Origin of the sequence: Isoptericola aurantiacus, from assembly GCF_044769875.1 — a bacterium.
GTDB lineage: Bacteria > Actinomycetota > Actinomycetes > Actinomycetales > Cellulomonadaceae > Isoptericola > Isoptericola aurantiacus.
In genome coordinates, this window is record NZ_JBJBAE010000003.1 from 428399 (window position 1) to 449618 (window position 21220).

The window sequence follows — 21220 nt, forward strand, 5'->3', positions numbered from 1 at the left end:
GGAACGGCGACGGCCCCCACCGGTCCCGGCCGTGGGTGAATTCGGTCGGCACGCGCAGGACCGGGGTGAATTCACCCCGGGATCCGCGGCGCGCGCGGGGGCGGACGTGGCCGACGCCTCAGAGCCTCGCGATCAGCGCCGAGAGCCCGCCGGCCGCGCGGGACGGCCGCGCCGGGATCGCGACCCGGCCCGACGGCGCGACACCTGATCCCAGACCTCCGTGAGCCCCTCGACCGTGCGCGCGACGGGGAAGCGCCTCAGGGCCGACTCCCGCGCCCGGGCAGCGTCGGCACGAGCCTCCTGCGGCGCGGCGAGCACCTGGCACAGCCCCGCGGCGAGGGCCGCGGGATCACCCGGGTCCACCAGGACGCCGAGCGGCCCGTCCACCTCGGGATCCTGCATGATCTCCTCGACCCCACCGGCCCGGGTCGCCACCACCGGGACGCCACGGACCATCGCCTCCACCACCACCTGGCCGAACGGCTCGGGCACCGGGGACGCGTGCAAGCACACCGAGGCGCGGTCGAGCTCGGCTCGCGTGTCCGGGACGAACCCGACGAACGTCACGCTGCTCCCGAGCCCGAGCCGCCGGACCTCCGCGTGCACCGACTCCGCGTAGTCCTCGGCCCCGAAGGCCGGTTCGCCGACCAGTCGCAGCTGCGCGTCGGGTGCGACGGCCAGCACGGCGGGCAGCGCGCGGACGGCTTCGAGCTGGCCCTTGGTGGGGCTGATGCGGCCGATCAGGGCGATCTCGCGCGGCGACCGGGGGTGGTGCGCGGCGTCGCTGCGCTGTTCCGGTGCGAACCCCGGGTGGACGACCCGTGTCACGCGCGGAAGGGTGCCGGCCGTCGCCCGCGAGTTGACGACGACGGCGTCCGGCGCGACCCGCGACAGCCCACGGAAGGCGCGGGCGACCGGCCCGGGCAGGTAGTCCGGCGCGATCCGGTCGTGGACGTGCCAGACGAGCGGTCGCCGCGCGACCGCGGCGGGAACGATGCCGAGGACGTCGGCTTTCAAGGAGGTCGTGTGGACGACGTCGGCCCGCAGGCTCCGGACGTGCCGCGCCAGGCGCCAGCTGAAGGGTACGAGGCGCACCGCGCCGCGGAGCGTCCGCAGCGAGAGGCGCCCGACGCGGGTCCGGTCCGTCGTCACGACGTCGTCGTCCAGAGCGACGACGTCGACGGTGACGCCGGCCTTCTCGAGCAGGCCTCGCAGCGGGCCGTCGGAGAAGAGGACGACGCGGATCTCGACCGTGCGCGGCAGGTGTTCGCAGACCCGCACCAGCGCGAGCTCCGCGCCTCCCAGCGCTCCCGTGTGGTCGAGCACGACGACGCGGGTCACGCCGGTCGCAGGAGCGCGTGCCGGGGTGTGCGTCACGCCCCCATCATTTCACGCGGGCGGTCGCCCGGGCAGGGCACCCGTCATCCCCGCGGGTGGAACTTCCCCTGCGCGGCCAGCAGCCCCTCGGTCACGACCATCTCGACGGCGTCCGCGGCGTCGTCCACGAGCATCGGCAGGTCCTTGCGCTCCGTGGCCGAGAAGTCGCGGAGCACGTGGTCGGCGGTGTCGGTGCGCCCGGGCGGCCGTCCGACGCCGACGCGGACGCGGACGTAGTCACGGGTACCGAGCGCCTTGGAGATGTCGCGCAGCCCGTTGTGGCCGCCCTCTCCTCCGCCGGTCTTGAGCTTGAGGGTGTCGAAGGGGATGTCGACCTCGTCGTGCACCACGAGCACGTGGTCGGCGTCGATGCCGTAGTACTTCGCCAGGGCCGAGACCGGCCCGCCGGAGGTGTTCATGTACGTGCCGGGCTTGGCGAGCACCGCCCGCGGGCCCGGGGCCCCGCCGGGGAGCGTGCCGAGACGCGCCTCGGCGACGGCGGCCTGGGCACGGGGGTGGCGTGCGAACCTCGCGCCGACGCGCGAGGCCAGCAGGTCGAGCACCATGTGGCCGACGTTGTGCCGGTTGCCCGCGTACTTCGGTCCGGGGTTGCCGAGCCCGACGACGAGCCAGGGGGTGTCAGCCATGGGTGTCTTCCTTCCGCCGGGTAGAACCTACCCGGCACGCAGAACGCCCGACGGCGGCACACGGCCGCCGTCGGGCGTTCGGGTCGTCATCTGCTCGCCGGGGCGAGAGTCACTCGGCGGAGGACTCGCTCTCGGCGGAGGCCGCAGCGGCGGACTCGGCGGACTCCTCGTCGGCCGACTCCTCGCCGCGCGGCTCGGTGATGGTGACGACGGTGTACTCCGGGTCGGTCAGCAGCTCGACGCCCTGGGGGAGCTCGACGTCGCCCGCGACGATGTGGTCGCCGTTCTCGCGGCCCTCGATGGAGACCTCGACGTACTCGGGGATGCTCGTGGCGAGGGTCTCGACGGACAGCGTCTGCGACTCGACCAGGTGGATCGTGCCGGGGGCGGACTCGCCGACGACGTGCACCGTGATGTCCACGGTGATCTTCTCGCCCTTCTTCACCAGCAGCAGGTCGATGTGCTCGATGTCGGCACGGACCGGGTGGCGCTGGACGTCCTTGACGACGGCGAGCTCGGTGCCGTTGTCGAAGGTGAGCTCGAGCAGCGCGTTGGTGTGACGCACCGCGAGCATCGTCTCGTGGCCCGGCAGCGTGATGTGCACCGGGTCGGTGCCGTGGCCGTAGAGCACGGCGGGGATGTTGTTCGCGCGACGGATGCGGCGGGCGGCACCCTTGCCGAACTCGGTGCGGGTCTCGGAGGCGAGCTTGATCTCGGCCATGTGGATCACTCCTGCGGATGGTCTGTGGCGTGCCGACGACCAGAGGGAGCCGTCGGCTGCCCGCGACCGGTGAGGTGCGGGCGGCGGCTGCGTCGGCGTGGGACACGTGACGGACGCGATCGCGGACGCCGCAGGGTCTGCGCTCACGCGCGACACCCGCAGCCGCCCAGTCGATCACGGAAATCCGACGGATCCTGCTCTGCGTTCGATCGGTCCTGCAGACCGGCGCCCGTCAGACGTCCCTCGCCGAGGCAACCTGACTACTGTACCCGGCACCCGACGTGGAGCGAAAGCGGCGGTCCGCGGTGCGCGTCACACCGCGGCCCCTCACCCGGGCCGGTCGCCCGCGAGCCGTTCACCCCGGTGCCACGGACGCGACGACGGCGGCCGCCCCGACCGGGCGACCGCCGTCGTACCTCGCGAGCCGAGAACCCTCAGCTGTTGCCGTCGAACAGCGACGTCACCGAGCCGTCGTCGAACACCTCGCGGATCGCCCGCGCGATGAGCGGCGCGATCGAGAGCACGGTGAGGTCGTCGAACCGCTTGTCGGCGGTGATCGGCAGGGTGTCGGTGACGACGACCTCCGTGGCCCCGGACTCCGAGAGCCGCTGGGCGGCCGGGTCGGAGAGCACCCCGTGGGTCGCGGCGACGATGACGGACTTCGCACCGGCGTCCATGACCACCTTGGCGGCCTCGGAGATCGTGCCGCCGGTGTCGATGAGGTCGTCGACCAGCACGCACTCGCGGCCCTCGACGTCCCCGACGACCCGGTTGGCCACGGCGCGGTTGGGGCGCGTCACGTCCCGGGTCTTGTGCACGAACGCCAGCGGCCCGCCGCCCAGCTTCGCCGCCCACTGCTCGGCCACGCGGATGCGGCCGGCGTCCGGGGACACGACGGTCACGTTCGTGGTGTCCACCCGGGTGCGCACGTAGTCGGTCAGCACGGGCATCGCCCACAGGTGGTCGACCGGGCCGTCGAAGAACCCCTGGATCTGCGCGGTGTGCAGGTCCACGCTCATGATCCGGTCCGCGCCCGCGGTGCGCAGCAGGTCCGCCACGAGGCGGGCCGAGATCGGCTCGCGCCCGCGGGACTTCTTGTCCTGGCGCGCGTACGCGTAGAACGGCGCGACGACGGTCACCGACCGCGCCGAGGCCCGCTTGGCGGCGTCCACCATGAGCAGGTGCTCCATGAGCCACTGGTTCACCGGGGCGGTGTGGCTCTGCAGCAGGAAGATGTCCGCCCCGCGCACCGACTCGCCGAAGCGGACGTATGTCTCGCTGTTGGCGAAGTCGTAGGCGGACGTCGGCAGCAGGCCGATGCCCAGCTCCTCGGCGACGTCCTCGGCGAGCGCGGGGTGGGCGCGCCCCGCCGCCAGGACGAGGTTGCGCTCACCGGTGCCAGGGATCGAGGTGTTCATCTGTGGGGGCTTCCTTCGGTCGTGCTGCGGGGTTCGGGCGGCGTCAGGCGGACGTGGAGGACTCGGTGGTGCCGGCGTCGTCGCCGGGCGGAGGGACCACCGGCACGGCCCCCGTGAGGGCATTGTGCTCGGCGAGCTCACGCTTCGCCTGCGGGGCCAGCCCGGGCGCGCCCTCGACGGACTCGCGGGAGCGCGCGGCGGCGTCGGCGGCGGGCGTGCCGGGACGACGGCGCTCCACCCAGCCGTCGATGTTCTTCTGCTGGGCACGGCTCACCCCCAGCGCACCGGCGGGCACGTCCTTGGTCACGATGCTTCCGGCGGCCGTGTAGGCGCCGTCGCCGACGGTGACGGGTGCGACGAACATGTTGTCGGCGCCGGTGCGCGCGTGCGCGCCGATGACGGTGCGGTGCTTGGCGACGCCGTCGTAGTTGACCGTCACGGAGGCCGCACCGACGTTCGTGTGCTCGCCGATCGTCGCGTCGCCCACGTAGGACAGGTGGGGCACCTTGGCACCCTCGCCGATGTCCGAGTTCTTGGTCTCGACGAACGTGCCGATCTTGCCCTTCGCCCCGAGGACGGTGTTCGGGCGCAGGTAGGCGAACGGTCCGACGCTCGCCCCCGCGCCGATCACCGAGAGGGAGCCGTGGGTGCGCACCACGGTCGCGCCCTCGCCGACCTCGACGTCGGTCAGGGTCGTGTCCGGGCCGATCGTCGCGCCCGCGGCGACCGTCGTGGCGCCGTGCAGCTGCGTGCCGGGCAGCAGCGTCACGTCCGGGGCGAGCTCGACGTCGGCGTCCACCCACGTGGTGCCCGGGTCGACGACGGTCACCCCGTCACGCATCCAGGCCTCGAGCGTGCGGCGGTTCATCTCGGCGCCCAGGGCGGCCAGCGCGAGCCGGTCGTTGACGCCCTCGACGAGCATCGGGTCGTCGCTGAGCACGGCCCGCACCGCGCCGCCCTCGGCCCGCGCGGAGGCGACGACGTCGGTGAGGTAGACCTCGCCCTGGGCGTTGTCGCTGCCCAGACCGCCCAGACCGCGGCGCAGCACCGCGGCGTCGAAGACGTAGACCGAGGAGTTGATCTCGCGGATCTCGCGCTGCTCGGGCGTGGCGTCGCCGTGCTCGACGATCGCGAGGACGTCGCCCGTGCCGGGCTCGCGCACGATGCGGCCGTAGCCGGTGGCGTCGGCGAGCTCCGTGGACAGGATCGTCACGGCGTTGCCGTCGGCGTGGTGCGCGGCGAGCAGCTCGGCCAGCGCCGCGCCGTCGAGCAGCGGGATGTCCCCCGCCAGGACGACGACGGCGCCGTCGACCCCGTCGCCGAGCGGATGACCCTGCCCCTCGAGGTGGTCGTCGTGCACCGTGTCGCTGTGCGCCAGGGCGGCCGCGCGCGTGGCGTGCACGCGGGCGTCGAGGGCGTCGAGCGCGCACTGGACGGCGCGACCGGTACCGGGGACCTCGTCCTGGTCGACGACGAACGCTCCCGCGTCGATGCCGAGCGCCGCGGCGGCGACCTGCTCGCGCTCGTGCCGGACGACGACAGCGAGGTGCTCGGGCTCGAGCTCGCGGGCCGCGACCATGGCGTGACCCAGCATCGTGCGTCCGCCGAGGGCGTGCAGGACCTTCGGCGTCGTGGACCGCATGCGGGTGCCCTGCCCGGCGGCGAGGACGACGACGGCGGCCGGCCGCGGGGTGTCGTCCGGGCCGGGCGTCGGGCCGTGGGCTGCGTTCGTCTCGCCGTGCGGGTCCGTGGGAACCACCGGTGCTCCGTCTCTGTCGGGGTCGTCTCGCGCGAGCTCCGCCCCCAGGACTCGAACCTGGACCAAGGGCACCAAAAACCCATGTGCTGCCGATTACACCAAGGCGGACCGGACGGCGGGCGGCCGGACGCACCTGCGCGGGGGCGCGCACGAGCCGGCTGCCGCACGTCTGGCCTCAGTCTGCCAGGTCGCCGGGGGTGGGCTGCGCACATCCGGGCGAACCGGACCCCCGGGCGGCGTGGGGCGTGCCACACGGACCAGGCATGATGGACCCATGCCTGCCGATCCCAGCGCGTCCAAGCGTGCCCCGCGTGCCCGGATGACCGCGAGCCAGCGCCGCGAGCAGCTGCTGGCCGTGAGCCGGGGCCTGTTCGCGGCCAAGGGGTTCGAGGGCACCAGCGTGGAGGAGATCGCCGCGACGGCGGAGGTGTCCAAGCCGGTGGTCTACGAGCACTTCGGGGGCAAGGAGGGCATCTACGCCGTCATCGTCGACCGCGAGGTGCAGGCGCTCACGGGCGCGCTGACGGGGGCGCTGTCCGAGGGCGGGCACCCGAAGGTCATGGTGGAGCGCACGGCGCTGGCACTGCTGGGCTACATCGAGGCGTCCGAGGACGGGTTCCGGATCCTGGTGCGCGACTCCCCCGTGGCGCAGGCGACGGGCACGTTCTCCTCGCTCATCGGGGACGTCGCCACGCAGGTCGAGCACATCCTCGCGGACGAGTTCAGGCGCAACGGCCTGGACCCGAAGGTCGCCCCGCTGTACGCGCAGATGCTCGTCGGGATGGTCGCGCTGACCGGCCAGTACTGGCTCGACGCGCGCCGCCCCAAGAAGGCGGACGTGGCCGCCCACCTGGTCAACCTCGCGTGGAACGGCCTGGCCGGCATGGAGCGCCGACCGGGACTCCTCGGCCCCTGACCCCCTCCCTCGCTGTGGGTGCACGACGCGCCGTCGTCGCCCACACCGGCGCGGCGTGTCGTCCACCCACAGCGCGGGGGGGTGACGCGATCGTCCACAGGCCCGTCGGCCGCCCCTCCCACCGCCGCGGGGCGCACCGGCAGCGTCGACCCATGCCCCGACCGGAACAGCTCGACCCCCGCATCCCCCGCGACCGACCCTTCCGCGTGGCCGACGCCGTCCGGCACGGCGTCCCCCGCCATCGGCTCCGCTCGGCACGGCTGGCCACGCCGTTCCGAGGGGTCCGGTCGGTCGAGCCGCCGCAGGACCTGGCCGCGACGTGCCGAGCCCTCGCCGCACGGCTCGGTCCCGGCGTCGCGTTCTCGCACACCACGGCGCTCGACCTGCTCGGCATCGAACGCCCCTGGACGCTGGAGGACGACGACGCCCTCCACGTGGTCACGACCAGGCAGCAGGACCGGCCCCGGTACGACGGCGTGGTCGCGCACCGCTCACGGCAGGCGTCCCTGGAGGTCGTCGAGCACGGCGGGCTGCTCGTCACCACCGCGGCACAGACGTTCGTGCACGTCGGCGTGGGTCTGCGCCGCCCCGACGACGTCGTCGTCCTCGGTGACGCGATGATGCGCCGTCGGCGCTCGTTCACCACCGTGGCCGGGCTGACCGATCTGTCCCGACGCACCCGCAAGGTGAAGGGGATCGCCCAGGTGCGCGCCCAGATCCCGCGCATGCGGCCCGGTACCGACTCCTCCCCGGAGACAGTGACGCGGCTCGGCCTGGTGGCCGGCGGGCTGCCGTGCCCGCAGGTCAACCAGGTCGTCACCGATCCGGAGGGTCGGTACGTCAAACGTGTCGACCTCGTCTATCGCGCAGAACGGGTCGCGATCGAGTACGACGGCGACCAGCACCGCACCGACCGGGCCCAGTGGCGCGAGGACGTCCGTGCCCGGCGCCGGCTCGAGGAGCTCGGCTGGATCGTGATCGTCGTCGTCGGTGACGACCTGCGGGACCTCGGCCGCGTCGTCGCGCGCGTCGGCGTCGCCCTGTCCCGCCGCTGAGCCCTCCCTCCCGGCCCCCCCGATCGCTGTGGGTGGACGACGCGCCGCTGCTTCGGACGGCGACGCGGCGCGTCGTCCACCCACAGCGCGTCATGGGGCGTCAAGAGTCTTGACGTCGAGAGACCGCGTTAGGCTCGGGGGATGGAGAGCACGCACACCGGTGACGAGGTCGACCGCATCGTCACCGCCTGGCAGCGCGAGCGCCCCGACCTCGACGTGGAACCGCTGACCGTCTTCTCCCGCGTCAGCCGGCTCGCACGGCACCTGGACCGCGCCCGGCGCGGCGCGTTCGACCGCCACGAGCTCGAGACGTGGGAGTTCGACGTCCTGTCGGCCCTACGCCGCGCCGGCGACCCGTACCGGCTCTCCCCCGGCCGCCTCGTCGCGCAGACCCTGGTCACCAGCGGCACGATGACCAACCGCATCGACCGGCTCGAGCGCCGCGGGCTGGTGGAGAGGCACCGCTCCCCCGACGACCGCCGCGGCGTCCTGGTCGAGCTCACCTCCGCAGGACGGTCCCGCGTCGACGCGGCGATGAGCGACCTGCTCGACGTCGAGGCCTCCGTCCTGGACGCCCTGCCGGCCGCCGAGCGCCCTAGGCTGGCGGCGCTGCTGCGCACCCTCGGCGCACAGTTCGATGCGTAGCGAGTCCGACGGCGCGTCCGGGGCCGCGCATGGCTCGGAGCGCGGCCGGTCGGGGTCCGGGGACGACGCCGGTGCCCGCCCGGGCGGCGCGGGTGCGGCGGCCGGGGGGCTCGCGCTCGTGGCGCTGCTCCTGGTGGCCCTCAACCTCCGCGCACCGATCACCTCCCTGCCGCCCGTCGTGGACGAGGTGGCCTCGGCGCTCGGGTTGTCGTCGGCGGGCGCCGGGCTGCTCACCTCGATCCCCGTCCTGTGCTTCGCGCTCTTCACGCCGGTCGCCTCGGGGGTGACGGCGCGGCTCGGCCCCGAGCGAGCACTGGGCCTCGCCCTGTGCGGGGTGCTCGCCGGGACCGTGCTGCGCTCCACGGGCTCGGTCGCGACAGCGCTCGTGGGGACCACCGTGCTGGGTGTGGCGATCACGGTCGGCAACGTCGCCGTCCCCGTCGTCATCGCCCGGGACTTCCGACGTCGTGCCGCGTCCGTGACCGGGGCGTACGCCGCCACCATGAACGTCGGCTCGACCTTCACGACCGTGCTCACCGTGCCGTTGGCCGTCGCGTTCGGGTGGCAGTGGGCTTTGGCCGGCTGGGGCGTGCTGGCGGTGCTCGCGCTGGTCGTGTGGGTCCCCACCGGCCGGCGCCTGGCCCGCCGGCACGCCGGGGCGCCGTCGTCGCCCGCCCCCGCTCCCTCGGCGGCCGCAGCGGGGGCGCAGCGACGGCTGGTGGTGCTGCTCACCGTGGCGTTCGCGGGGCAGGCGTCCGGGTATTACGCCGTGACGGCCTGGCTGCCGACGATCCTGGCCGACCGGCTGGGCCTCGATCACGCGGCGGCGGGAGGAGCGGCGGCACCCTTCCAGCTCGCGGCCGTGGCCGGTGCGCTCCTGGTGCCCCTCGGGCTCGCGAACCGCCTGCCCCCGCGTGCCGTGGCGGCGGCGATGTCGGCACTGTGGCTCTCGCTGCCGGTCGGGCTGCTCCTGGCGCCGGAGGCCTGGTGGCTGTGGGTCACGCTGTCGGGCGTCGCGCAGGGCGGCAACTTCACGGTGATCTTCACCCTGGTGGCCCAGCGCGCACCGTCCGTCGCCGCCGCCCGCCGCGCCTCCGCCGTCGTGCAGGGCGCCGGGTACGCCTGCGCGGCCACCGCACCGACCGTGCTGGGTGCCGTCCACGAGGCCACCGGCGGCTGGACCGTGCCGCTGGTGGTGGTGCTGGGCGTGCTCACCCTGATGACGGCGGCGCTGTGGGTCGCCGCCCGCCCCACCTACGTGCGCTGAGCCGTCCTCACGTCCGGGCGACCTCGAGGTTCGCCTCGCCCAGCAGGTCCAGCAGCCGACCGGCGGTGGGCTCGGCGCCGGCGGACGAGACCGCGGAGACCACCCACTCCGGGCGCCCCGCGGCCGGCAGCTCCAGCACCGCGAGCCCGGCCGCCTGGGGCTTGGCCGCGACGTGCTGCGGCACGATCGCGATCCCCAGGCCACGCTGGACGAAGTCCAGCAGGGTGTGGACGTCGTCCACGCTCATGCGGACCCGGCGGTCCAGGTGCCTCTCGGCGAACGCGCCGTCCACGAGCGCCCGGATCCCCCAGGGCTCGCGGAAGTCGACGAAGTCGCGGCTCGCGAGGTCCTCCCACACGGCCTCCGGCACACCGGCCAGGGCGTCGGTGGGATGGGCGAGCACCACCACGGGGCGCCGCCCCAGCTCGAGACGGCGCAGGCTGCCCAGGTGCTCCGTCGTGGCGACGAAGGCGACGTCGAGGACGCCCGCTCGCAGCTGGGCCGCGAGCTCGTGCGAGCCGGCCTGGACGAACTGGATGTCCACGAGCGGGTAGCGGAGCTGGAAGCGCTCCAGCAGCGGTCCGACGTCGAGGACGCCGAGGCACTGCTCGGAGCCCACGCGGAGCCGCCCGGAGAGCTGCTGGCTGGCCCGCACCACGGCGTCCCGGCCGGCCGAGGCCTGCGCGAGCATGCGGCGGGCGAACGGGACGAGCGCGCGTCCGGCGTCGGTGAGACCGACCCGGCGGGTGGTGCGCAGGAAGAGCGGCGCGCCCAGCTCGTTCTCCAGGGACCGGATCGCGGCGGACAGGCCGGACTGGCTCACCCCGCACAGGGCGGCCGCCCGCGTGAAGTGGCCCTCGTCGGCCACCGCGACCACGTACTCCATCTGCCGCAGCTCCATCGATCACTCCCGCTTCTTAATCTTATCGGTCTCAGTGGTTGGACTTCTCACCATCCTCCTTCCTATCGTCGAGTGCACCCCGTCGTCGACCCGAGGGAGAACCGTGCAGCAACGCACCATCGGCACCCGGACCGTCAGCGCGATCGGACTCGGCGGCATGCCGATGTCCATCGAAGGACGCCCCGACGAGTCCCGGTCCGTCGCGACCATCCACGCCGCGCTCGACGCCGGCGTCACCCTGATCGACACCGCCGACGCCTACCACCGCGACGCCGGCGAGGTCGGCCACAACGAGGAGCTGATCGCCCGCGCCCTGCGCAGCTGGGGCGGCGACGCCTCCGAGGTGCTCGTCGCCACCAAGGGCGGGCACCTGCGCCCCGGCGACGGGTCGTGGACCCAGGACGGCCACCCGGAGCACCTCAAGGCGGCCGCCAAGGCCTCGGCCCAGCGGCTCGGCGTCGAGGCGATCGGCCTCTACCAGTTCCACCGGCCCGACCCCGCCGTGCCGTACGCCGACTCGATCGGCGCGCTGGTCGAGCTGCTCGACGAGGGCGTCATCGTGCAGGCCGGCATCTCCAACGCCGACGTCGCCCAGATCGACGAGGCGAACGAGGTGCTCGGCGGGCGGCTGGCCTCCGTGCAGAACCAGTTCTCCCCGGCGTTCCGCTCCAGCCTGGACGAGCTGGAGCACTGCGCCTCCCTGGGGATCGCGTTCCTGCCCTGGTCGCCGCTCGGCGGCATCGCCAAGGCCGCCGACGTCGGTTCCGCGCACGCCGCGTTCGGCCGCGTGGCCGAGCGTCACGGCGTGAGCCCGCAGCAGGTCACGCTCGCCTGGGAGCTCGCGCTCGCCCCCGTCGTCGTGCCCATCCCCGGCGCGTCGCGGCCGGCCAGCACCCAGGACTCGGCCCGCGCCGCCGACCTGACCCTCACCGCCGACGAGCTCGCCGAGCTCTCGGCCCGCTGACCACCCCCACCGATCGAGGAGGATCACCATGAGGACCGTCCCCCTGGGCACCACCGGTCACCAGGTGCCGAACGTCGTGCTCGGCCTGATGCGCATCGCGCAGATGGACGACGACGCCGTGCGCACCCTGGTACGGACCGCCCGCGACGCAGGCATCGACTTCGTGGACCACGCCGACGTCTACGGCGGGGACCTGCACGGCTGCGAGCGCCGGTTCGCCGAGGCGATGCAGCTCACGCCCTCGCAGCGCGCGGAGCTGACCATCCAGTCCAAGGCCGGCATCGTGCCCGACGGCCCGTACTTCGACTACTCGTACGACCACCTCGTGTCCTCGGTCGAGGGTTCACTGGAGGCGCTGGGCACCGACTACCTCGACGTCCTGCTGCTGCACCGCCCCGACGCGTTGGTGGAGCCCGACGAGGTGGCGCGGGCGTTCGACCACCTGGAGTCGACGGGCAAGGTGCGCGCGTTCGGCGTCTCGAACCACACGCCGGGGCAGATCGAGCTGCTGAAGAAGTCCGTGCGGCAGCCGATCGTGGCGAACCAGGTCCAGCTCTCGATCACGCACGCGCCCCTCGTGGCGCAGGGCGTGGCGGCGAACATGGCCGGGCTGGACCAGTCGGTGGTGCGTGACGGCGGCGGGCTGCTCGACTACTGCCGTCTGCACGACATCACCGTGCAGGCGTGGTCGCCGTTCCAGGCCGGGTTCTTCACCGGGGTGTTCCTCGGCTCGGAGGACTACCCGGAGCTCAACGCCGTCATCGACCGGCTGGCGGCGAAGTACGACGTGCCCGCCATCGCGATCGCGACCGCGTGGATCACCCGCCACCCGGCCGGGATGCAGGTGGTCCTCGGCACGACGACGCCCGAGCGGGTCGCCGGTGCGGCACAGGGGTCCGACGTCCCCCTGACCCGCGCCGAGTGGTACGAGCTGTTCCGCGCGGCGGGCTACACCGTGCCGTAGCAGGGACGACGGCGGCCGGCCGGGGTGCGGTCCCGGACCGGCCGCCGTCGCGCGGAGGCCTCACGGACACCGTTGACCGAATGTCAGATGCGATCTAACTTAGATGACATCTAACATTCATGGAGGCGACGATGGCGTTCCACGGCAGGTCCGCAGACCTTCGCCTGCTCCGACGGCAACTCGAGGACGTCCACACGGGTGCAGGCACGACGTCCGGCCGCGCGCTGATGGTCAGCGGTCGGCGACGGGTGGGCAAGTCACGGCTCGTGCAGGAGCTGTGCGACCGCGCGGACGTCCCGTCCGTCGTCTTCCAGGCGACACGGCGCCGCAGCACCAGCGCCGAACGCCGAGACTTCCTCGACACGGTGTCCCAGGCCGGTCTGCCCGGCTCGGACCTCGTCGCCGGACTCACCGCCTCCGACTGGAACCAGGCGCTCCGCTCCCTCGCGATCGCGCTGCCGGACGACCGCCCCGCCATCGTCGTCATCGACGAGCTTCCCTGGCTGACCGAACAGGATCCCGAGCTCGAGGGCGCACTGCAGACGGTGTGGGACCAGCACCTTTCGCACAAACCGGTGCTGCTGATCCTCGTCGGCAGCGACCTGTCCGTGATGACCGCCCTGCAACAGCACGGCCGCCCCTTCTTCGGGCGTGCACGGCCGATGCACATCGAGCCGCTGCATGTCGCCGACGTCCAGGACGCCACAGGGCTCGATGCCGCCGCTGCCATCGACGCCTACCTCGTCACCGGCGGGTTCCCGGAGGTCGTCCAGTCGTGGCAGCCGGGTACACCGCTGCGCGCCTTCCTCCACGAGTCCCTGACCGACCCGCTCTCCCCGCTGCTCGTCTCCGGTGAGCTCTCCCTGCTCGGCGAGTTTCCCGAACCGACCGCAGCGCGCGCGGTCCTCGACGCCGTCGGCTCGGGTGAGCGCACCTTCAGCACGATCGCCGCGGCAGCCGGCAACGACGGCCCCCTGAAGTCCGGCACGCTCGGACCCCTCCTCACCTCACTGTTGAGCAGGAGCGTGCTCGCTGCGGACAGCCCCCTGTCGACACGGGCCGACAGCAAGAACAAGCGGTACCGCATCGCCGACACCTATCTGCGGTTCTGGCTCGCCTTCATCCGTCGAGCCCTGCCCCTCGCCGAACGCGGCCACGGCGAACGCGCGCTCGAGCACATCGAGCGGTCGTGGACGTCCTGGCGCGGTCGCGCCGTCGAGCCGCTGGTTCGCGCGTCGCTGGAACGGCTGCTCCCCGACAACTCCTGGCCCACCGCTGCTGCCGTCGGCGGATGGTGGAACCGTCAGAACAACCCCGAGGTCGACCTGGTCGGCGCCGATCGTGAGCCCGTCGCGCGGTCCGTCGAGTTCGTCGGCTCGGTGAAGTGGCACGACACCCGACCCTTCGACCGGCGCGAGTACGACGCTCTGGCCCGCGCAGCCGTCGCCGTCCCCGGTGCGGACGAGGGCGTACCCCTGGTCGGGGTGTCCCGATCGGGCTTCAGCGACGGGCTGCCGCTGGCGGCCACCTGGGGACCCGAGGACCTGGTGGCCGCCTGGCGGTAGCACCTCAGGGCATCTCGATGCCGAGCTCCTCGAGGTATTCGACGGCGTTCGCCAGCACGTCGTCCTCGACCGCACGACGGTCGGCGAGGAACTTGCGGTTGGCCTCGATGTACTTCGTCTGTGCAGCAGCATCCAGATCCGCGAGGTGCTGCACCGTGGCGAGCTCTTGCTTGCACTCGACGTCCAGCGTCGCGACACGGATCTGATCCTCGAGGGGCAGATCGAACACGCCGACGACGACCATCCCCGCCTCCGCGCTGCGCGGGACGGACACGCCCAGAGCTCCGAGAACCCCCTGCTCGGCGAGGCACTCACGCCACTCGGCGCGGACTCGTCGACCCTCGTCCGTCGTCAGCGCAGGGCTGGGGGCAGACTCCGGGGCGAGCGGGTGCCGACCGGTCTCGAAGTCCTGCGGGTCGTAGGACAGTCCGGCGTCCTGGGCCTCGTCGTAGCATTCCCGGGACACGCTGCCCGGGACACTCGATCGATCCCAGTCGGCCCCTGAAGCGGCGAGCTCGGCCTCCGAAGGCGGCAGGACGCTCTGGTAGCTGCTGTGCGGCACCACTCGGAACTCGGGACGGTGCGCCTCGTCACCGCAGGATGGATCGGCCACGTCGTCGGACGTGCTCGTCGTCGCTGTCACACCCGGTACACGCCCGGACGCGCCGAGAGGTTGAGTGCCGTCGCCGTCCAGCTCGCTCAGTCGGCGAGCTCGGCGGCCTCCAGCCACTGCATTTCCAGCTCGTCCTTCTCGGCGCCGAGCTCACGCAGGCGCGCGTCCAGCTTGGCGGTCGCCTCGAAGTCGGTGGGGTCGGCGGCCATCCGCTCGTGCAGCCGAGTCTCCTCGTCGGCCAGTCGCGCGAGCTGCTTCTCCAGGCGCTGCACGGCCTTCTTCGCCTGCCGCTGCTCGGCGGCCGACGGCGCGGGGGTCGCGGCGTCCGCCGGCGCGGACGCCGCCCCTCGCGACGCAGGCTCTCCGCCGGACACCGGCGCGGAGACCGCAGCACGGCGCAGCTCCAGGTACTGCTCGACGCCGCCGGGCAGATCCCGCAGCGTCCCGTCGCCGAGCAGCGCCCACTGGCGGTCGCACACCCGCTCCAGCAGGTAGCGGTCGTGGGAGACCACGATGAGCGTGCCGGGCCAGCCGTCGAGCAGGTCCTCCACGGCGGCCAGCGTGTCGGTGTCGAGGTCGTTGGTGGGCTCGTCCAGGAGCAGCACGTTGGGCTCCGAGACCAGCAGCCGCAGGAGCTGGAGACGCCGGCGCTCCCCACCCGAGAGGCTGCGCACCTCGGTGTGCGCCCGCTCGCGCGTGAACCCGAGCCGCTCGGTGAGCTGGCCCGCCGTCATCTCCTTGCCGTCCACGACCACGGTGCGCTTCTCGGCGTCGACCACCTGCACAGCCGTGAGGTGACCCACCTCGTCGAGCTCGGTGACCTCCTGGGTGAGCTCGGCGACCTCGACCGTCTTGCCGCGCCGCACGCGTCCGCCGTCGGGCGCCCGGCGGCCGGCGAGCAGGGCGAGCACCGTCGTCTTGCCCGCCCCGTTGACCCCGACGAGCCCGTACCGGTCGCCCGGGCCGAGGCGCCACGTGACGTCGTCGAGCAGGGTGCGGTCCCCGCCGTCGGGCAGCGGGACACGCACGGTGACGTCCTCGAGGTCCAGGACGTCCTTGCCGAGCCGCTTGGTGGCCATCTGGGTGAGCTCGAGCTGGTCGCGCGGCGGCGGCTCGTCGTCGATGAGGGCCGCGGCGGCGTCGAGCCGGAACTTCGGCTTGGAGGTGCGGGCCGGGGCGCCGCGCTTGAGCCAGGCGAGCTCCTTGCGCAGCAGGTTGTTGCGCTTCTCGGCGGCCGCGGCGGCCTGCCGCGACCGCTCGGCGCGGGCCAGGATGTAGGCGGCGTACCCGCCCTCGTAACCGTCGACGGCGCCCGTCCCGTCGCCGCGGACCTCCCACATGCGCGAGCAGACGGCGTCGAGGAACCAGCGGTCGTGGGTGACGACGACGAGCGCGCCTTGACCAGCAGAGGCGCGCCCGGCCGATCCATATCGGTTCCGCAGGTGCTCGGCCAGCCAGGCCACGCCCTCGACGTCCAGGTGGTTGGTGGGCTCGTCGAGCAGCAGCACGTCCGGGTCGGTCACGAGCAGCGCGGCGAGCGCCGCCCGACGGCGCTGCCCGCCCGAGAGGGTGGCGACCGGCTGGTCGAGGTCGAGGTCGGCGAGGAGCCCGGCGTGCACGTTCCGGATGCGCGCGTCGGAGGCCCACTCGTGGGTGGCGTCGTCGCCGTGCACGAGGTCGAGCACCGTGGCGCCGGGGCGGGCGTCGTCGCGCTGGTCGAGCATGCCGAGCCGCGAGCCACCCACCCGGGTGACCCGTCCGCCGTCGGGCGCTGCCGTGCCGGCCAGGAGCCGCAGCAGGGTCGACTTGCCGGCGCCGTTGGGGCCGACGACGCCGATCCGGTCGCCGTCGTCGAGGCCGAGGGAGACGCCGTCGAGCAGGGTGCGGGTGCCGATGGTCAAGGAGATGCCGTCCGCACCGAGGAGATGTGCCACCCGAGAAGGGTAGTTGCCCACGCCCCACCCTCCGCCGTCGAGGCCGGGGAAGCCGTTAGCCTCGGACCGTCGCCGCCGACCGCACCGAGGAGATCCGCATGGCCCAGTTCGACCTGCCCGTCGCCGAGCTCGAGCAGTACGCGCCCGCGATCGCCGAGCCCGACGACTTCGACGCGTTCTGGACCGGCACGGTCGCCGAGGCGCGCGGTCACGGTGACGGCGTGGAGCTGGAGCGCGTCGACGCCGGGCTGACCGAGATCACGGTCGACGACGTCACGTTCCCCGGGTTCGGCGGCCACCCGATCAAGGCCTGGCTGGTGCGCCCGGCGCGGGTCGACGGTCCGCTGCCGGCGGTGGTGGAGTTCGTCGGGTACGGCGGAGGTCGCGGGCTGCCGCACGAGCATCTCGGCCTGGCAGCCGCCGGGTTCGCGCACCTGGTGATGGACACCCGCGGGCAGGGGTCGGGCTGGGGCTCCGGCGGCGGGACCGCGGACCCGGTGGGGCACGCCCCGGCGGCTCCCGGCTACCTGACCCGGGGCATCCTGGACCCCGCCGAGCACTACTACCGCCGCGTGTTCACCGACGGCGTGCGCGCGGTGGACGCCGTGCGGCAGGTCGAGGGCGTCGACCCGGCGCGCGTCGCGGTGGCCGGGACCTCCCAGGGCGGCGGGATCGCGATCGCGGCGGCCGGCCTGCTGCCCGACGTCGTCGCCGCGGCGCCGAACGTGCCGTTCCTGAGCCACTTCCGCCGCGCCGTACAGATCGTGGACAGCCACCCGTACGCCGAGATCACGCAGTACCTCTCGGTGCACCGTGACCAGGAGGAGGCGGTCTGGCGGACCCTGTCCTACCTGGACGGGGTGTCGTTCGCGCGCCGGGCGCGGGCCGCCGGGCTCTTCTCGGTCGCGCTCATGGACGACATCTGCCCGCCGTCCACCGTCTACGCCGCCTACAACACGTGGGGCGGGGCGGACAAGCAGATCGACGTCTACCCGTACAACCGGCACGAGGGCGGCCAGCACTACCGGTTCGCCCCGACGCTGCAGTTCCTCCGCAAGCACCTCTGAGCGCTCGCACGCGCCACTGACCCGCTGTGGGTATGAATTCGACGGCCTCGAATCGTTCTGAGACCGTCAGAATCATGCCCACAGCGTCCGGGGGGTCAGAGGAGGCGGGCGCCCGCGGCCGGGCCCGTCGTGCACCACACGGCGTCGGCGGCACCCTCGGCGGTCCACGTCGCCGCGATCGCCAGCGCGTGCTGCCGCGACCGGGCCAGCGCCGCGACGGTGGGTCCGGAACCCGAGACCATCGCACCGAGCGCACCGCCGTTCCGCGCGATCTCCAGGGTGCGCTCGAGCTCGGGCCGCAGGTCGAGCGCGGCGGCCTCCAGGTCGTTGTGCAGCGCCGGTCCGAGGGCCGTGGGGTCCCCGGCACGCAACGCCTGCATGAGCGCGGTGTCCTGCGCCGGGTCCGCGGAGGGGACGAGGGCGCCGGTCGCGGCGAGCTCGTCGTAGCGCCCGTAGACGGCGGGCGTCGACAGCCCCTCGTCCCGGGTCGCGAAGGCCCAGTGGAACTCCCCGCGCGACATCGCCGGGGTCAGCAGGTGACCTCGACCGGTCCCGACCGCGGTGTGGCCGAGCAGGGCGAACGGCACGTCCGACCCGAGGATCGCGGCGAGGCGGTGCAGCTCGGCACGGGGCAGACCGGCTCCCCACAGCGCGTCGCAGGCCACGAGCGTGGCGGCGGCGTCCGCCGACCCGCCGGCCATGCCCCCGGCGACCGGCACCCCCTTGGCGAGGTGCAGCGCCACGTCCGGTGCGAGCCCCACCTCCCGCGCGAGCAGCTCGGCCGCCCGCCAGGCGAGGTTGGAGGCGTCGAGCGGGACGCGTCCGGACTGCGGGCCGTCGACGGTCAACGAGATCCCCGCGCCCTCGGCGACCTGGGTCGCGGTGACCTCCTCCACCAGCGCCACGGCCTGGAAGACGGTCACGAGGGGGTGGTAGCCGTCGTCGGCGACCGGCCCGACGCGCAGGGACAGGTTGATCTTCCCCGGCGCGCGGACACGGACCGACGGCGAGGGAGCGGCGGCGAGTCGGGTCACGCGTCCACCCTGGCAGCCCCTGCCGGAAGCTGCTCGGCGATGCGCGCGAACTCCACGATTCCCAACCGTTCTCCCCGCAGGCCCGGGTCCACCCCTGCAGCGCGCAACGCCGTCTCGGCAGCGGCCCCCGAGCCGAACAGTCCCGCCAGCGCGGCGCGCAGCGTCTTGCGGCGCTGGGCGAACGCGGCGTCGACCACGGTGAAGACGTCCCGGCGTGCGGCCGTCGTGGCGGGCGGCTCGTGCCGCTGGATCGCCACGAGGGCCGAGTCGACGTTCGGCACCGGCCAGAAGACGTTCCGGCTGACGGTCAGCGACCGCCGCGCGGCTCCGTACCAGGCGGTCTTCGCGGAGGGGACGCCGTAGGTCCGCGATCCGGGGGGTGCCGCGAGCCGGTCGGCCACCTCGGCCTGGACCATGACGAGCACCGTCTCCAACGACGCGAACCGTTCCAGGAAGGTCAGCAGCACGGGCACGGCCACGTTGTAGGGCAGGTTCGCCACCAGAGCCGACGGCGGTGTCCCGGGCAGCTCGGTGACCTCCATCGCGTCCGCGGTGACGACCTCGAGATCGGCGTCCGGCAGGTGACGCCGCACGGTGTCCCCGACCTGGCGGGCCAGCACGGGGTCGATCTCGACGGCGACCACGGAGGCACCGGCCTCGAGCAGACCGAGCGTCAGCGAGCCCAGCCCGGGGCCGACCTCGACGACGCGGTCGCCGGGCAGCACCCCGGCCGCACGGACGATCTTGCGGACGGTCCCGCCGTCGTGCACGAAGTTCTGCCCGAGCGTCTTGGTCGGCCGGACGCCCAGGCGCCCTGCCAGCTCGCGGATCTCCGCAGGGCCGAGCAGGGCGCCAGGGGTGTGTGTCATGGGGCCGAGTATCGCCCGACCCGGCAGGTCAGTACCAGCCGACGGACTCGGAGTGGCTCCACGCACCGCAGGGCGAGCCGTAGACGCTCGCGATGTAGTCCAGGCCCCAGGCGATCTGGGTGGCCGGGTTGGTCTGCCAGTCGGAGCCGGCGCTGGCCATCTTCGAGCCGGGCAGCGACTGCGGGATGCCGTAGGCGCCCGACGACGGGTTCGCGGCCGTGTGGGACCAGCCGGACTCCTTGGTCCACAGCGACTCGAGGCAGGTCCACTCGGAACCGCTCCAGCCCCGCGCAGCGGCCATCTGCTGGCCGATCTGGCGGTTCGAGCCGGAGTAGCCGGACGTGCTCGACGAGGACGACCCCGAGGACGAGCCGCCGGACGAGGGCGTGGCGGGCTCGGGCTCCGGGCGCTCCTTGGTGCCCTCCACGAGGACCCGCGTCACGGGCTTCGTGGTGACCTTGTCCGAGATCTTTGTCGAGGAGACCTTCGTGCCGTCGACGGTGGTGACCTTGCGCACGACGGTGCGTTCCCCGTCGCGACCGGCCTGGCGCACCTTGGCGTCGAGGTCGGCGTAGCGGTCGGCGCTCTCGACGACCCGGGTGTCACGCTCGATGGTCTTGACGTCCTTGACCTTCTTGACGTCGACGCGCTGCACGACGACGGCGACCTGCGGCACCTCGGCGTCGGCGGGCAGGTCCTTGGCCCGGACGCCGGCATCGGCGGACGTGGCCACGGTGACGACGTCGTTCTTGTCGACGGTCACGTCGGCGTCGTCCAGCACGGCGTCCACGTCGTCCGACCCGTCCTCGACGGCGGTCTCGCCGTCGTGCACGACGGCGACCTGCTCGCCGTCGTGCACGGTGAGCGGCAGCTCGAGGCGGTCGTCGGACCGCGAGGCGACGAGGGCGACGTCGCCACCGCGCTGGGAGAGCAGGTTGAGCGCCTCGTCGGCGTCGGCGGCCGTCACCCAGGCCGTCGACTCCTCGTCGTCGACCAGGATGTCGACCTTCTTGCCGGTGCGCACGACGACGTCGGCGCCCTCCTGCAGCGCGGCGGTGGTGCCGGGGGCGACCACGTCGCGGTCGCCGACCTCGATGCCCTCCTCGGCCAGGAGGCCGTCGACGTCCCCGGCGAAGGTCGAGACGTCGCGGGTCTGGCCGTCGACGTCGAGCGTGACGGTCTTGTAGGCGTGGGACACGGCGACGGCGGAACCGCCGCCGACGGCGAGTGCTCCTGCGGTGCACGAGGCGACCAGGATCCGGCGACGTCGGCTGCGGCGGCTGCGTGCGACGGCGCGGGTCTCGGCCGTGGTCGGCTGCGGTTCGGGGGTCTCGGGTGCGGTGGTCATACGGCTCCAGAGGTGGTGGGGCAGTGGGGCCCTGGCGGGCGCGGCGCGTACACCAGATCGGATGGGGTGAGCGCCAAAGACACCCGACCGTAACCGTCTCGTTATCGATCGCAAGACGGTCTACCTCACATCCCGAGCCCCTCGCACCGCACCTTC

At 73.5% G+C, this 21220-nt stretch carries 19 protein-coding genes and 1 tRNA gene; 8 read left to right on the forward strand and 12 right to left on the reverse strand.

Features of this window, described 5'->3' with window-relative positions; all coding sequences use genetic code 11:
• Positions 1 to 132: 132 nt before the first annotated feature.
• From ACIQLL_RS11855 to ACIQLL_RS11880, 6 genes are all read right to left on the reverse strand, one after another.
• Positions 133 to 1377: a glycosyltransferase family 4 protein gene (locus tag ACIQLL_RS11855; protein ID WP_402467129.1), complete on the reverse strand. Its 1245-nt coding sequence runs from the start codon at positions 1375 to 1377 to the stop codon at positions 133 to 135.
• A gap of 44 nt (positions 1378 to 1421) precedes the next feature.
• On the reverse strand, positions 1422 to 2024 hold the full coding sequence (gene pth, locus ACIQLL_RS11860; RefSeq protein ID WP_402467131.1) for an aminoacyl-tRNA hydrolase: 603 nt from the start codon (positions 2022 to 2024) through the stop codon (positions 1422 to 1424).
• A 109-nt stretch (positions 2025 to 2133) separates the two neighbouring features.
• Positions 2134 to 2745, reverse strand: a complete 612-nt coding sequence (locus ACIQLL_RS11865; protein WP_402467133.1) for a 50S ribosomal protein L25/general stress protein Ctc — start codon at positions 2743 to 2745, stop codon at positions 2134 to 2136.
• 434 nt (positions 2746 to 3179) lie between these two features.
• Positions 3180 to 4163 carry a ribose-phosphate diphosphokinase gene (locus tag ACIQLL_RS11870; protein ID WP_402467136.1) on the reverse strand — a complete coding sequence of 328 codons (984 nt, stop codon included), beginning with the start codon at positions 4161 to 4163 and terminating at the stop codon, positions 3180 to 3182.
• Between the two features lie 43 nt (positions 4164 to 4206).
• Positions 4207 to 5922, reverse strand: coding sequence for a bifunctional UDP-N-acetylglucosamine diphosphorylase/glucosamine-1-phosphate N-acetyltransferase GlmU (gene glmU / locus ACIQLL_RS11875; protein WP_402467139.1), 1716 nt, complete (start codon positions 5920 to 5922; stop codon positions 4207 to 4209).
• A gap of 36 nt (positions 5923 to 5958) precedes the next feature.
• Positions 5959 to 6030, reverse strand: a tRNA-Gln gene (locus ACIQLL_RS11880).
• A gap of 211 nt (positions 6031 to 6241) precedes the next feature.
• Here ACIQLL_RS11880 and ACIQLL_RS11885 point away from each other — a divergent pair.
• From ACIQLL_RS11885 to ACIQLL_RS11900, 4 genes are all read left to right on the forward strand, one after another.
• Positions 6242 to 6838: a TetR/AcrR family transcriptional regulator gene (locus ACIQLL_RS11885; protein ID WP_402467445.1), complete on the forward strand. Its 597-nt coding sequence runs from the start codon at positions 6242 to 6244 to the stop codon at positions 6836 to 6838.
• A 152-nt stretch (positions 6839 to 6990) separates the two neighbouring features.
• Positions 6991 to 7893, forward strand: coding sequence for a DUF559 domain-containing protein (locus ACIQLL_RS11890; protein ID WP_402467141.1), 903 nt, complete (start codon positions 6991 to 6993; stop codon positions 7891 to 7893).
• A 141-nt stretch (positions 7894 to 8034) separates the two neighbouring features.
• Positions 8035 to 8538: a MarR family winged helix-turn-helix transcriptional regulator gene (locus ACIQLL_RS11895; protein WP_402467143.1), complete on the forward strand. Its 504-nt coding sequence runs from the start codon at positions 8035 to 8037 to the stop codon at positions 8536 to 8538.
• Complete coding sequence (locus ACIQLL_RS11900; RefSeq protein WP_402467146.1) at positions 8531 to 9805, forward strand: MFS transporter; 1275 nt, start codon at positions 8531 to 8533, stop codon at positions 9803 to 9805. The genes ACIQLL_RS11895 and ACIQLL_RS11900 overlap by 8 nt, the downstream gene beginning before the upstream one ends.
• Positions 9806 to 9812: 7 nt before the next feature.
• Here the strand turns inward: ACIQLL_RS11900 and ACIQLL_RS11905 are convergent, their stop codons facing one another.
• Entirely contained in the window at positions 9813 to 10706 is an 894-nt protein-coding gene (locus ACIQLL_RS11905; protein ID WP_402467148.1) for a LysR family transcriptional regulator, read from the reverse strand.
• Between the two features lie 103 nt (positions 10707 to 10809).
• Here ACIQLL_RS11905 and ACIQLL_RS11910 point away from each other — a divergent pair, with 103 nt between their 5' ends.
• The 3 genes from ACIQLL_RS11910 to ACIQLL_RS11920 all read left to right on the forward strand — a co-directional run bounded on the left by ACIQLL_RS11910 (position 10810) and on the right by ACIQLL_RS11920 (position 14199).
• Positions 10810 to 11670: an aldo/keto reductase gene (locus ACIQLL_RS11910; RefSeq protein WP_402467151.1), complete on the forward strand. Its 861-nt coding sequence runs from the start codon at positions 10810 to 10812 to the stop codon at positions 11668 to 11670.
• A gap of 28 nt (positions 11671 to 11698) precedes the next feature.
• Positions 11699 to 12634: an aldo/keto reductase gene (locus ACIQLL_RS11915; RefSeq protein WP_402467154.1), complete on the forward strand. Its 936-nt coding sequence runs from the start codon at positions 11699 to 11701 to the stop codon at positions 12632 to 12634.
• Between the two features lie 131 nt (positions 12635 to 12765).
• Positions 12766 to 14199 carry an ATP-binding protein gene (locus tag ACIQLL_RS11920; RefSeq protein ID WP_402467448.1) on the forward strand — a complete coding sequence of 478 codons (1434 nt, stop codon included), beginning with the start codon at positions 12766 to 12768 and terminating at the stop codon, positions 14197 to 14199.
• A 4-nt stretch (positions 14200 to 14203) separates the two neighbouring features.
• Here the strand turns inward: ACIQLL_RS11920 and ACIQLL_RS11925 are convergent, their stop codons facing one another.
• Together ACIQLL_RS11925 and ACIQLL_RS11930 are read right to left on the reverse strand one after the other, a co-directional pair.
• A complete protein-coding gene (locus tag ACIQLL_RS11925; RefSeq protein ID WP_402467156.1) occupies positions 14204 to 14665 on the reverse strand; it encodes a hypothetical protein in 462 nt (153 codons plus the stop codon).
• A 233-nt stretch (positions 14666 to 14898) separates the two neighbouring features.
• On the reverse strand, positions 14899 to 16746 hold the full coding sequence (locus tag ACIQLL_RS11930; protein ID WP_402467159.1) for an ABC-F family ATP-binding cassette domain-containing protein: 1848 nt from the start codon (positions 16744 to 16746) through the stop codon (positions 14899 to 14901).
• 98 nt (positions 16747 to 16844) lie between these two features.
• Between ACIQLL_RS11930 and ACIQLL_RS11935 the strand changes: the two genes are divergently transcribed.
• Positions 16845 to 17813, forward strand: a complete 969-nt coding sequence (locus ACIQLL_RS11935; RefSeq protein WP_402467162.1) for an acetylxylan esterase — start codon at positions 16845 to 16847, stop codon at positions 17811 to 17813.
• A gap of 95 nt (positions 17814 to 17908) precedes the next feature.
• On the opposite strand, the gene ACIQLL_RS11940 is transcribed toward ACIQLL_RS11935, so the two are convergent.
• Genes ACIQLL_RS11940 through ACIQLL_RS11950 form a run of 3 tightly spaced genes read right to left on the reverse strand, consistent with a single transcriptional unit; the run spans position 17909 to position 21064 of the window.
• Positions 17909 to 18847 carry a 4-(cytidine 5'-diphospho)-2-C-methyl-D-erythritol kinase gene (locus tag ACIQLL_RS11940; RefSeq protein WP_402467165.1) on the reverse strand — a complete coding sequence of 313 codons (939 nt, stop codon included), beginning with the start codon at positions 18845 to 18847 and terminating at the stop codon, positions 17909 to 17911.
• Positions 18844 to 19716 carry a 16S rRNA (adenine(1518)-N(6)/adenine(1519)-N(6))-dimethyltransferase RsmA gene (gene rsmA / locus ACIQLL_RS11945; RefSeq protein ID WP_402467168.1) on the reverse strand — a complete coding sequence of 291 codons (873 nt, stop codon included), beginning with the start codon at positions 19714 to 19716 and terminating at the stop codon, positions 18844 to 18846. Before rsmA ends, ACIQLL_RS11940 begins: the two co-directional genes overlap by 4 nt.
• A 28-nt stretch (positions 19717 to 19744) precedes the next feature.
• On the reverse strand, positions 19745 to 21064 hold the full coding sequence (locus ACIQLL_RS11950) for an aggregation-promoting factor C-terminal-like domain-containing protein (protein ID WP_402467170.1): 1320 nt from the start codon (positions 21062 to 21064) through the stop codon (positions 19745 to 19747).
• Positions 21065 to 21220: the final 156 nt, after the last annotated feature.